Annotated in this window: 11 protein-coding genes; 5 read left to right on the top strand and 6 right to left on the bottom strand. The window is 72.6% G+C overall.

Going from position 1 to position 11,199, the window contains the following annotated elements; all coding sequences use genetic code 11:
- Positions 1 to 8: 8 nt before the first annotated feature.
- Together WFH25_RS12740 and WFH25_RS12735 are read right to left on the bottom strand one after the other, a co-directional pair.
- Complete coding sequence (locus tag WFH25_RS12740; RefSeq protein ID WP_092383852.1) at positions 9 to 1,397, bottom strand: serine/threonine-protein kinase; 1,389 nt, start codon at positions 1,395 to 1,397, stop codon at positions 9 to 11.
- Positions 1,398 to 1,473: 76 nt separating this feature from the next.
- A complete protein-coding gene (locus tag WFH25_RS12735) occupies positions 1,474 to 3,453 on the bottom strand; it encodes a family 43 glycosylhydrolase (RefSeq protein WP_336697947.1) in 1,980 nt (659 codons plus the stop codon).
- On the opposite strand from WFH25_RS12735, the gene WFH25_RS12730 reads away from it, so the two are divergent.
- Positions 3,444 to 4,046 carry a dihydrofolate reductase family protein gene (locus tag WFH25_RS12730; protein WP_070416472.1) on the top strand — a complete coding sequence of 201 codons (603 nt, stop codon included), beginning with the start codon at positions 3,444 to 3,446 and terminating at the stop codon, positions 4,044 to 4,046. The two genes, WFH25_RS12735 and WFH25_RS12730, sit on opposite strands and share 10 nt — an antisense overlap.
- On the opposite strand, the gene WFH25_RS12725 is transcribed toward WFH25_RS12730, so the two are convergent.
- The 3 genes from WFH25_RS12725 to WFH25_RS12715 all read right to left on the bottom strand — a co-directional run bounded on the left by WFH25_RS12725 (position 4,047) and on the right by WFH25_RS12715 (position 6,359).
- Positions 4,047 to 4,529, bottom strand: a complete 483-nt coding sequence (locus WFH25_RS12725; RefSeq protein ID WP_336697945.1) for a hypothetical protein — start codon at positions 4,527 to 4,529, stop codon at positions 4,047 to 4,049.
- Positions 4,530 to 4,599: 70 nt separating this feature from the next.
- On the bottom strand, positions 4,600 to 5,445 hold the full coding sequence (locus tag WFH25_RS12720) for an ABC transporter permease (protein ID WP_336697944.1): 846 nt from the start codon (positions 5,443 to 5,445) through the stop codon (positions 4,600 to 4,602).
- Positions 5,442 to 6,359: an ABC transporter ATP-binding protein gene (locus WFH25_RS12715; protein WP_071303698.1), complete on the bottom strand. Its 918-nt coding sequence runs from the start codon at positions 6,357 to 6,359 to the stop codon at positions 5,442 to 5,444. Before WFH25_RS12715 ends, WFH25_RS12720 begins: the two co-directional genes overlap by 4 nt.
- A 155-nt stretch (positions 6,360 to 6,514) precedes the next feature.
- Here WFH25_RS12715 and WFH25_RS12710 point away from each other — a divergent pair, with 155 nt between their 5' ends.
- Genes WFH25_RS12710 through arr form a run of 3 tightly spaced genes read left to right on the top strand, consistent with a single transcriptional unit; the run spans position 6,515 to position 8,720 of the window.
- Complete coding sequence (locus WFH25_RS12710) at positions 6,515 to 7,051, top strand: helix-turn-helix domain-containing protein (protein ID WP_083414121.1); 537 nt, start codon at positions 6,515 to 6,517, stop codon at positions 7,049 to 7,051.
- Complete coding sequence (locus WFH25_RS12705; protein WP_336697942.1) at positions 7,048 to 8,271, top strand: MFS transporter; 1,224 nt, start codon at positions 7,048 to 7,050, stop codon at positions 8,269 to 8,271. The genes WFH25_RS12710 and WFH25_RS12705 overlap by 4 nt, the downstream gene beginning before the upstream one ends.
- A 38-nt stretch (positions 8,272 to 8,309) precedes the next feature.
- The gene (gene arr, locus WFH25_RS12700; RefSeq protein ID WP_309779125.1) at positions 8,310 to 8,720 is read left to right on the top strand and encodes an NAD(+)--rifampin ADP-ribosyltransferase; all 411 of its coding nucleotides are present in this window, start codon (positions 8,310 to 8,312) and stop codon (positions 8,718 to 8,720) included.
- 22 nt (positions 8,721 to 8,742) lie between these two features.
- Here the strand turns inward: arr and WFH25_RS12695 are convergent, their stop codons facing one another.
- Positions 8,743 to 9,567 carry a helix-turn-helix domain-containing protein gene (locus WFH25_RS12695; RefSeq protein WP_092383866.1) on the bottom strand — a complete coding sequence of 275 codons (825 nt, stop codon included), beginning with the start codon at positions 9,565 to 9,567 and terminating at the stop codon, positions 8,743 to 8,745.
- A gap of 125 nt (positions 9,568 to 9,692) precedes the next feature.
- On the opposite strand from WFH25_RS12695, the gene melA reads away from it, so the two are divergent.
- Complete coding sequence (gene melA, locus WFH25_RS12690; RefSeq protein WP_336697941.1) at positions 9,693 to 11,117, top strand: alpha-galactosidase; 1,425 nt, start codon at positions 9,693 to 9,695, stop codon at positions 11,115 to 11,117.
- Positions 11,118 to 11,199: the final 82 nt, after the last annotated feature.

Genomic DNA, 11,199 nt, shown 5'->3' with positions numbered 1-11,199 from the left:
ACCACCCGTCAGGGTGCCAGCGGCAGCGCGTCGCTCGTCGTGCGGAGCGACTCCTGACGGATCTCGAGCTGGGTGACGGCGAGCGCGGCGAGGTCGTGCAGGTTCGCGAGGTCCGCCCCGGTCGTCTGGCGCGGCTTCGTGTCGAGCACCGCGAGCGTGCCGATCGGGGTGCCGTCGTGCTTCACCAGCGGGACGCTGACGTAGAACCGGATGCCGAGCGGGCCGGTGACGAGCGGGCTGTGCTGCATCTCGGGGTGCGTCTGGCCGTCCGGGATCACGACGGGCACCGGCACCGGGGCGAACCCGTTGCGGAAGTTGATGTGGCGCGCCGCGTCGTCGACACCGGGAGCGATGTACGACTGCGACCAGGCACGGTCCTCGTCGAGGACCTCGACCAGCGCGATCGGGGCGTCGAACAGTCTCGCGGCCATCGCCGTCGTGCGCTGCAGCGCCTGTTCGGGCAGGCTGTCGAGCGTCGCCGGGCGGGCACGGTCGGCGTCGCCTGCCGGCTGGGCCGCGGACGTCGTCTCGACGACGTGGTCGGCGGCGGTGGTCTCCGCGATGACGACGTCGCGGAGCATGGTCACGAGATCGGCACCGGCCGGGCGCGCTGCCGGGTCCTGCGCGGTCATCGCCCGGAGCAGGACCTTCCAGTGCTCGGGCAGCGGCTCGGGCAGCACCGGGTCGCGGGACAACCGCGCGACGGCGGACTCGACGAGCGACCCCGGGAACTCCCGACGGCGGGTGAAGCACTGCAGCAGCACGAGCCCGAGCGAGTAGACGTCGCTCGGCGGACCGACCTCGCCGCCCCGCGCCTGCTCGGGGCTGAGGTAGGCGGCGGTCCCGGTGGTCACGCCGTCGGCCGTCAGCCGCTCGACACCGGCGGCGAGCGCGATGCCGAAGTCGGTCAACCGGGCACGTGCACGGTCGGAGTCGTTGCCGTAGTCGACGAGCAGGATGTTCGACGGCTTGATGTCGCGGTGCACGACGCCGTGGCTGTGGATGTAGTGCAGCGCCTCGGCCATGTCGTAGCCGATCTCGGCGATGTGGCGGGAGGCGAGCGGGCCGACGGAGAGCCGGTCCTCGAGGTCCTGCCCGGCGACCAGCGCCATCACGAGGTACCGCTGACGGGTGCCGTCGTGGCCGGTGACGACGCCGGTGTCGAGCAGGCTCACGAGGTTGTGGTGCTCGAGGGACGCCAGGACGCCGAGCTCGGCCTCCTGCCGGGCGACGTCGACGGTGCCAGCGTGGAACACCTTCACGGCGACGGGCCGGTGGAGGCTCTCGTCGACCCCGCGGTACACGACGGACATGCCGCCCTGGCCGATGGCGTGTTCGAGCCGGTACCGCCCGTCGAGCAGTGGGGCCGTGGACGCGGTGTCCTCGGTCGGACTCATCTGACCCTCGTTCTCGGTTCCGGCAGGCAACGATGCATCTTCGCATCCCGGCGGGGATCGTGTTCCGTCGACGCGCTCAGCGGCCCGTCGCCACCGTGCTCACCCGCAGGTCGTCGAAGGTGCTCGTGAAGCCCGCACCGCCGAGCGAGATCAGCCCGATCCGCGGCTCGGCCCCGAGGTCCGCCGTCCACGTCCCGCCGCGCACGAAGTGCCGTCCGTCGACGCTGGTGTACGCGGTGTATCGGTGCTCCCCGGCCACGAACCGGTGCACGATCCGCAGCGTGGTGGTGTCCCCGACCGGCCCGACGACCATGTTCCCGTAGGTCGGGGCGCCGGCCGGTTGCCCGGAGACCTGCTTGCCGAACTCCGTCTGCCGGGTGTCGAAGATCGAGTTCGAGGTCAGGCGGACGTAGTCGCTGTCGCTCCCGTACACGATGAGCCCGCCCTGCACGTAGTTCACGCCGTCGCCGGTCGCCGGGGTGTCGACCGCGACGGTGGTCTCGGCCACCCAGTCGCCCCGAGGAGCCGGTTCGGACAGGACCGAGGCGAGCGGTGTCTGCGGCGGGTGGATGTCGGCGTCCTGCGTCCGCCACCGGAAGGCACCCCCGGCGACCGTCCACGCGGAGGCATCGGGCTCACGGGTCCAGCGGAGCGCCGGCGGCAGGGTCGTCCCGTCGAAGTCGGTGGACAGCGCACGGATCGTCCGACCGGGCACGTCGACCGGTGCGGCGGTGGCGCGGTACGTCGGCCGTTGACCGGGCTGCGCCACCGGCCCCGGTTGCACGCCGTCCGAGGGGCCGGCTCCGCCGCGGACCACGGGCCAGCCGTGCACCCAGTCGAGCGGGTCGATGAGCACGGGCCGCTTCGTGTAGGTGCCCTGGCCCACGTAGTACGGGTCGTCCCGGTCGACGGCGTGGTAGACGATCCAGTCCTGCCCGGCGAGGTCGGTGACGACCGTGTTGTGCCCGGTGCCGACCCAGCGGTTGCCGTTCTGGGCGAGCAGGGGCGTGCCACCTACCCGGGTGCTCGTGATCCGCACGCCGTCCTGGTCGGTGAACGGGCCGAGCGGGCTGCGCGACCGGGCGACGAACACGCCGTACCCGGTCAGGGCGCCGTTGCAGCAGTTCGTGGCGGACCCCATGAAGTACCACCAGCTATCGTGCCGCATCAGGTACGTGCCCTCGTAGCGGTTGTCGATCGCGATCTGCCGCTCGGTCGAGGGGATCGACCGCAGGCCGTCGGTGCTCAGCCGGCGGACGTTCACCCCGCCGAAGTAGCTGCCGAAGTACAGGTACGTGCTGCCGCGGTCGGTGATGACCTCGGGGTCGAACTCCCACCGCTGCCCGGTGCCGTTCGGTGCCGCCTGCGGTGCCACGACGGGTCCGCCGGAGTCCGTCCACGGTCCGGTCGGGCCCGGGCTCGTCGCGACCCCCACGGCCGACCCGCCGCCGGTCGGTGCCGTGCCGCTGGGGGTGTCCGACGCCGCGTAGTAGAGGTACCACGTGCCCGGACGCCCGTGCGTCCCGGCGCGGTACACGACGTCCGGCGCCCAGATGCCGTTCGCGTCGCCCACCCAGGCCGGCTTCGTGGGGAAGGCGTCGTCGACGTACGTCCAGTGCGTCAGGTCGGTGGACCGGTACGTCGGGACCCCGTGCTGCACGAGCGACCCGTCCGGGTTCTGCTCCGTCGCCGTGAGGGCATCGGTCGTGCAGTAGAGGTACCAGTTCCGGTCGCGTCCCACCCCGCGCACGACGGTCGGGTCGGCGCAGCTCGCCGCGGTCTGGCCGTCCGGCAGTGCGAGCGTCATCGGGTTCTGGTGGGTCGGCGCGGCACCGCCCCGTGCGGACGTGGTCTCCGCGGCGACGGCGGGCGCACCGCTGGCACCGACCTGGAGGAACGTGGTCGCGAGTCCCGCGACCGTCGCGATCGCGAGGACTGCTCTGAGTGACCGGCGCACGGTGGACCTGCTCTCGTCGTCGAGGAGCGTGCGGACGAGCGTGAGCGTACGCTCACGCCCACCGGCCCGTCCGACGAAGGAGTCGCGAGATGCCCGCACGGTTCGTGTACTGGATCAACGCCTCGCTCGACGGCTTCGTCGAGACCGAGGCCGGTGAGCACAGCGGCGTCGAGGGACCGGAGTGGATCCGGATCGACGAGACCGTGCACCGCGAGTTCAACCGCCGCGCCCGGGCGATGACGCTGTCCGTCGAGGGCCGCATCGTCCACGACATGATGGACCCGTTCTGGCCCGACGCCCGCACCGACGAGTCCCTGCCCGCGTACATGCGCGAGTACGGCGAGATCTGGACCGAGCAGCCGAAGGTCCTGGTCTCCCGGTCGCGGACGGCGGCGGACCACAACACGCGGATCATCGGCCGCGACGAGGACGCGATCGACGAGCTCGCCCGCATCCGCGCCGAGTCCGACGGCGACGTCGGTGTCGGCGGTCCGAGCATCGCGACACAGCTGCTCGACGCCGGACTCCTCGACGAGCTGATGGTCTTCACGCACCCCGCCGTCCTCGGGCGTGGGCGGCCGCTGTTCGACCCACCGCCGTCGGGTGCGCGACCGCCGTTGGTCCTCGACCTGCTCGAGCAGCAGCGGTGGGACAACGGGGTGACGCTGCACCGGTACGACCTCCGGCGCTGATCAGCCGGCGGACGGTGCCGTCCCGACGATGACCAGCCGCCACGCGCTCGACCGGTCGCTGTCGAAGCCGTTGAACGCGACGGAGTCGACGTCCGTGCTCGCGAGCCGCGTCAGACGGATCGGGTTCGGGCTGTCCCGGCAGGCCACGGGGTCGAAGGTGAAGTCGCCGGATCCGCCCCGGGACTCGATGCGGACGATCCCCCGCATGTGCCCGTTGCCGAAGCACGAGAACTCGAGGTGGTCGATCGCCTTCGCGGCCGGGAACCGCAGCGTGACGCCGGTCCCGACCTCGGACGGGTCCTCGTCGCCGGGTTGGATGTCTGCGGTCAGCACGCCGAGGACGTCCGGGTCGGTCTCCGTCGCCGCCTCCTGCGCGCTCCGCCAGTCGGCGAGCGCCTCCTCGTCGACCGTCGGCGTCGCCGTGCAGCCGGCCAGCAGGAGCAGGACGGCGAGCGGCGGGACGAGGAGGTGGGGGCGGTGCACGGTGCGAGCCTACGGAACTGGAGGCGCGGCGCCAGCTGGCACCGCGCCTCCAGTCCGGGGGATGGTGGCGTCAGACGTCGCGTCGGCGTGCGACCACGAGTGCGAGTGCGCCCACCACGGCCACCTCGGCCGCGAGCACGCCGAAGCCGCCCCAGCCGTTCAGGACGATGCCGTCCTGCGGCGCGGCGTCGCCGGCCGAGTAGGTGAACAGCTGCATCCCGGCCTGGTCGGGCAGGAACTTCGTGACGTCGAGGAGCCACTGCGCCTGCAGCACGCTCGCGATGAGCGACAGCACGATCGGGACGACGAGCAGGAGCCCGAGGGTGATCGCGATCCCGCCGGCGCTCGACCGGACGAGGAGTCCGATGCCGTACGCGAGCAGGGCGAGGAGCGTGACGTACACCGAGGCGCCGAACAGCGGCATGAACACCGACGGATCGGCGAGGTCGGCGTGCACGCCCTTGCCCGCCTGCAGGGCCGCCGAGGCGAACACCCCGATCCAGATCGACACCGCGCTGACGACGAAGGTGGTGACCGCGAGGACCGAGGCCTTCGCGAGGATCACACCCGTCCGGCGGGGGTCGGCGGTGAAGGTCGAGCGGACCTGGCCGGTGCCGTACTCCCCCGTGATGATGAGCACGCCGAGCACCGCGACGACGAGTGCCGTCAGGGAGACGCTCGCGGTGTTGATCGTGACGAGGGTGCCGTTCGCGGAGTCCTGGGCGACGGGCGTGCCGACGTCGAGGGCGTTGCCGATGAGCACGGCCATCGCGATCGTGACCACGACGAGGATCGCCAGGCACCAGATCGTGGAGCGGATGCTGCGGAGCTTGATCCACTCGCTGCGGACGAGCCGGCCGAAGCCGAGCCCGATCGTGGGCGGCAGGGTCGTGGGCGGCAGGGTCGTGGCGGTCATCGGGTGCCCTCCGATCGGTACTCGACGTCGTCCCGGGTGAGCGCCATGTAGGCCTCTTCCAGGCTGGCGCCCACGGGTGTGAGCTCGTGCAGCGGGACGCCGACCTGTGCGGCGATGTTCCCGACCGTGGTCGCGTCCGGGCCGACCACCATGAAGGTGCCGTCCTCGCGCGGGGTGACGGAGGCGTTCGGGCCGATCGCCTGGAACAGCTGGTCGGGGGCCGGCGTGCGGACGACGACGCGGCTGCCGCCGGTGCCACCGCCCGCCGCGACGAACTCCTGGATGGGGGCGTCGGCGAGGACCCGGCCGCGGCCGAGGACGACGACGCGGTCGGCCGTCTGCGCCATCTCGCTCATGAGGTGGCTGGACAGGAACACGGTGCGCCCGTCGGCGGCCATGCGGCGGGCGAGCTGCCGCACCCAGAGCACGCCGTCCGGGTCGAGGCCGTTGACCGGCTCGTCGAGGATGAGCGTCTTCGGGTCGCCGAGCAGTGCCGCGGCGATCCCGAGTCGCTGCCCCATGCCGAGCGAGAACCCGCCGACGCGCTTCTTCGCGACGGAGTCGAGGCCGGTCATGTCGATGACCTCGTGCACGCGGGACTTCGGGATCCCGTGGGTCGCCGCGAGCGAGAGGAGGTGGTTGTAGGCGCTGCGGCCCTGGTGGACGGCCTTCGCCTCGAGCAGCGCCCCGACCTGCCGGAGCGGATCGCGGAAGGACGTGTACGGCTGCCCGTTCACCGTTGCCCGCCCGGCCGTGGGGCGGTCGAGCCCCATGATCATGCGCATCGTGGTGGACTTCCCGGCGCCGTTCGGCCCGAGGAAGCCGGTCACGCTGCCCGGCCGCACGACGAACGAGACGTCGTCGACGGCGGTCTTCGGACCGTACTGTTTGGTGAGGTGCTCGACTTCGATCACGGCGGCCACGCTACGGGGACCTGGGAGTCGGCCGCGTCCACCCTGAGGGGGAGATGGGGTGGACCGCTCGGCGGACCCGGGCGCGACCTCGGCTCGGCGCGCGACCCCCAAAGACCCGTTTGACGGTCGCCTCGTGTCCGACCACGATGGCCTCCGTGTCCACCATCGAGAGTCTCCGGGCGACCGCGCACCCCGTCCGCCTGCGACTGCTGTCGCTCGTCACGGGTGCGGCGATGAGCGCTGCCGAGGCCGGGCGCGAGCTCGGCGTCTCCCAGGCCGCGGCGAGCTACCACCTGCGGGTGCTCGAACGCGCTGGACTCGTGCGGGTCGTCGAGACCGTGCGGCTCCGGGGCGGCGACGCGAAGCGGTACCGGCACGAGTCGTCGGCTCGGCGGTTCCGCCTCGACGACGGCGACGGGAGTGCTGCTCCGGAGGTCCTCCCCGCGGACGACCAGCGTGTCTACGTCGAGGCCCTGGTCCAGGAGCTCCTCCGGCGCACCGACGACCGCACGACCGGTCCGTCGACCTCGACCGACGCCGAGCTCTGGGTCGGACCGGAGACGTGGCGCCGCGTGGTGCAGCACGTCGGGGACGCGGCCGCGCTCCTGCACGCCGCGGCCCGACCACCGCGGACCCCGGGAACGGTGCCGGTCTCGATGACGGTCTCGATGTTCCCGCTGCGGCGACCGTGAGGACGCCGAGGGGCACCGGGCCGCTGCGGCACGCCCCGTTCCGGTGGCTCGTCACCGCCCGGACGGTGAGCATCGTCGGGAACGCGGTCGCCCCCATCGCCCTCGCGTTCGCGGTCCTCGACCTGACCGGCTCCCCCGTCGACCTCGGTCTCGTGGTGGCGGCGCGGTCGGTGGCGAACGTCGCCGTCCTGCTCTTCGGCGGCGTGCTGGCCGACCGGCTGCCCCGTGACGTGCTGCTCGTGGTCACGTCGCTCGCGGCCGCTGCCACCCAGGCGACGATCGCCGTGCTCGTCCTGACCGGCAGCGCCACCGTCCCGCTGCTCGTCCTGTTGAGCGTCCTGAACGGCGCGGTCGCCGCGGTGAGCCTGCCGACGACCGCGGCGATGGTGCCGGAGACCGTCCCGGCGACGGAACTCCGTCCCGCCAACGCGGTGATCCGGCTCGCGCTGAACGGCGGCACCATCGTCGGGGCGTCGGCGGGTGCGGCGGTCGTCGCCGTCGTCGGTGCCGGCTGGGGGCTGGCGATCGACGCGGCGGGGTTCGCGCTCGCCGCGCTGCTCTTCACACGGATCCGGCTGCCGAGACGCGTGCGGGACGTCGACGCCGAGCCGACGTCCGTGCTCGCCGACCTCCGGGACGGCTGGGCGGAGTTCACCCGGCGCCGGTGGGTCTGGACCGTGGTGGCGCAGTTCACCGTCCTGAACGCCGCTTTCGTCGGTGCGACGACCGTGCTCGGCCCGGTGGTGGCCGACGGGTCCTTCGGTCGAGCTGCCTGGGGGCTCGTGGTGTCCGCGCAGACCGTCGGGCTCGCGCTCGGCGCGGTCGTGGCACTGCGGTGGCGGCCCCGGCGAGCGCTCGGCATCGGGGTCGCGACGATGGCGGTGACCGCGCTGCCCGCAGCGGCGCTCGGACTCGTGCCGACGCTCCCCGTGCTCCTCGTCGCGTTCCTGCTTGGCGGCACGGCCCTCGAACTGTTCTCCATCGCCTGGGACCACGCGCTGCAGACGAACGTGCCGCGGGAGCTGCTCTCGCGGGTGTACTCGTACGACATGGTCGGGTCGTTCATCGCCGTGCCGCTCGGCGAGGCGCTCGTCGGACCCCTCGCGGGGGTGGTCGGCACCCCGGCGACGCTCGTCGGGTGCGCGGTCGTGATCGTGTTGGCCACCGCCGTCGCCGCGTCGACCCGGAGCGTCCGGCGCGTCGAGGTCACCACGGCCTGACGTGCCGCCGCAGCCGGCGCCGGGGCTAGCCTGACGCCGTGAGCGACGCACTGGACGACGGGCCGTTCTTCCATGGGACCAAGGCGGACCTGCACGTCGGCGACCTGCTGACCGCCGGGTTCCGCTCGAACTACCGGCCCGAGGTCGTGATGAACCACGTGTACTTCACCGCGCTCCGGGACGGCGCCGGGCTCGCGGCCGAGCTCGCGGCGGGCGACGGACTCCCCCGGGTGTACGAGGTCGAGCCGACCGGCGCCTTCGAGGACGACCCGAACGTGACGGACAAGAAGTTCCCGGGCAACCCGACGCGCTCCTACCGCAGCACGGCGCCGCTCCGGATCACCGGCGAGGTGACGGACTGGCCGCGATTGACGCCGGAGGCACTCCAGGCGTGGCGCGATCGGCTGGCGGCGCTGCGCGCGGACGAGCGGGGGGAGATCATCAACTGACCGCCGCGCGCGGCGGAGGACGTCAGCGCGACCGCGCCCGGTACTCCCCCGGCGGCCCGCCGCACGCCCGGGCGAAGTGCGCGTAGAAGCTCGACTGCGACCCGAACCCCGCCGCGTGCGCGATCTCCGACGTCGTCATCGAGGTCGTCGCGAGCAACCGCTGTGCCTCGGCCACCCGGCACCGGGTGAGGTACTCGAGGATGGTCGTCCCGACGTCCTGCCGGAACACCGACATCGCGTAGTGCGGGTGCAGGTGCGCCGCCGCGGCCACGTCGGCCACCTCGATCGGCTCACGGAACCGGTCGACCACGAACCGCACCATGTCGATCACCCGGTGCATGGCGTCCGCGGTGCCGTGCCCGCCGCCCGGGCGGAGGTCGACGGCGTCCCGGTGGTGCCGCAGCAGCCGTCGGACGAGCGCCTGGGCCTCGAGGTTCGCGATGGTCTCGGCGCCCTCGTCCGCGAAGTCCCGCTGCCACGAGCCGAGCATCGACTCGACGTCACGACCGGCGGCCTCGGTCGGCACGACGACCGGCCGGTTGAGCAGCATCGCGCCGAGGTCGTGGTCGGGCAGCCCCCACGCGAGCACCTCGCCGAGCGGGATGTGCACCCACCGGAACTCCCCCGTCCCCGTCCCGTCGCCGACGAGCTGGTGCGGGGTCCAGCCCCAGAAGAGCGCGATCTCGCCGGCGTGCACGCTGACCGGGGCGCCGCCGAAGCGGTAGTCGAGGTGCCCGTCGAGCACGAGGTTGATCTCGAGGTCGTCGTGCCGGTGGGACGACGGCATGAGCGGCGCCGGGCCACGGTGGCTCCAGTACGCCGCTTCCATCGTCTCCACGTCGAGCACACCGCGAGCCTACGACAGCGACCCGAGGGCCCGACAGCGACCCGAGGGCGCCCATCCGAGGATCCTGGAACCCCGCCGTCCGAAGCCGGAGGCCCGCACCCGCCCCCGCTTCCTAGCGTCGTTGCATGACCAAGATCACCATCATCGGCGCCGGCGGCTTCGTCTTCCCGTTCCGCCTCATCGGCGACCTCGTCTCCTTCCCCGCACTGCAGGGCGCGACGCTGCACCTCATGGACCTCGACGCGGGCAGGGTCGCCCGCACCGCGAGCGCTGCCCGCGAGCTCGTCGCCCACCACGGCCTCGGCACCGAGGTCCTCGAGACCACCGACCGTCGCGAGGCCCTCGCCGACGCGGACGTCGTCATCATCACGTTCCAGGTCGGCGGCGTGGAGTCGTACAAGTGGGACGTGGAGATCCCCCGGAAGTACGGCATCGACCAGGCCGTCGGCGACACCGTGGGACCCGGCGGCGTGTTCCGCTTCCTGCGCTCCGTGCGCGCCTACGAGGACATCGCCCGCGACGCGCTCGAGCTCTGCCCGGACGCCCAGTTCATCAACTACGCGAACCCGATGGCGATGGCCACGGCGTTCCTCAACGCGAAGGGCCTGCGCACGGTCGGCCTCTGCCACAGCGTGCAGGGCACCACGCGCATGCTCGCCCGGACCCTCGACGTGCCGTACGACGAGGTCGAGTACGTCAGCGCCGGCATCAACCACCAGGCCTGGATCCTCGAGTTCAAACGGCGGAACGGCGAGGACCTGTACCCGCGCCTCCGCGAGGTGATGACCGCGAAGCACCGGCGCGGCGTCGCGGCGGCCGACCTGCACGACGACGACGGCGACCACAGCGAAGCGGCTGCGGCGGCGAGCAACTACGAGGGCGGCAACGAGCAGGTCCGCACGCAGCTGATGCGGTCGTTCGGCTACTTCGAGACCGAGTCGAGCCACCACGCGAGCGAGTACGTGCCGTACTTCCGCAAGGACCCGGAGACGGTGCTCGAGTACATCCCGGAGCGCTGGGACTACTACGAGATCTGTCTCGCCCACGACGAGCAGGGCGACGTCGACCAGCAGCTCGAGAAGCTCAAGGCCGATCTCTCCCCGTCGGTCGAGTACGGCGCGAGCATCGTCAACGCGATCGTCACCGGCGTCCCCGCGGTGGTCTACGGCAACGTCCCGAACCGCACCGGCGTGATCGCCAACCTGCCGTCGGACGCCTGCGTCGAGGTCGCCTGCCTGGCTGACGGCAACGGGGTCACCCCGATCTCGTTCGGCGAACTCCCCCCGCAGCTCGCGGCGATCAACCGGACGAACACGAACGTGCAGACCCTGGCCGTCCGCGCGGCGCTGACCGGCAGTGTCGAGCACGTCCACCACGCGGTCGCGCTCGACCCCCTCACCGCGGCGCACCTCACGCTCGACCGGATCGCCGAGATGACCGACGAGCTGCTGCACGCGCACGCCGCGCTGCTCCCGGAGTCGCTGCGTCCGGCGACCGCGGCACCGGCCGCGCAGGGTGCCGTCCAGGAGGCGCGACCCGCCCTCGTCTGACCGCCCCGTCCGCCGACGGGGCCGGGTCCACCGCGCGACCCGGCCCCGTCACGGACGCACCCGGACCCCGGGACGCGCACCG

Source organism: Curtobacterium sp. USHLN213 (genome assembly GCF_037144815.1).
In the GTDB taxonomy this organism is placed as follows: Bacteria; Actinomycetota; Actinomycetes; order Actinomycetales; family Microbacteriaceae; genus Curtobacterium.
The sequence above is the reverse complement of the archived record's forward strand: the minus strand, read 5'-3'. Positions and strand labels throughout refer to the sequence as shown.

Excerpts from the sequence above, each read along its gene's own strand:
- WFH25_RS12740 (WP_092383852.1), bottom strand. The coding sequence starts at position 1,397 with ATGAGTCCGACCGAGGACACCGCGTCCACGGCCCCACTGCTCGACGGG.
- WFH25_RS12730 (WP_070416472.1), top strand. The coding sequence starts at position 3,444 with ATGCCCGCACGGTTCGTGTACTGGATCAACGCCTCGCTCGACGGCTTC.
- WFH25_RS12720 (WP_336697944.1), bottom strand. The coding sequence starts at position 5,445 with ATGACCGCCACGACCCTGCCGCCCACGACCCTGCCGCCCACGATCGGG.
- melA (WP_336697941.1), top strand. The coding sequence starts at position 9,693 with ATGACCAAGATCACCATCATCGGCGCCGGCGGCTTCGTCTTCCCGTTC.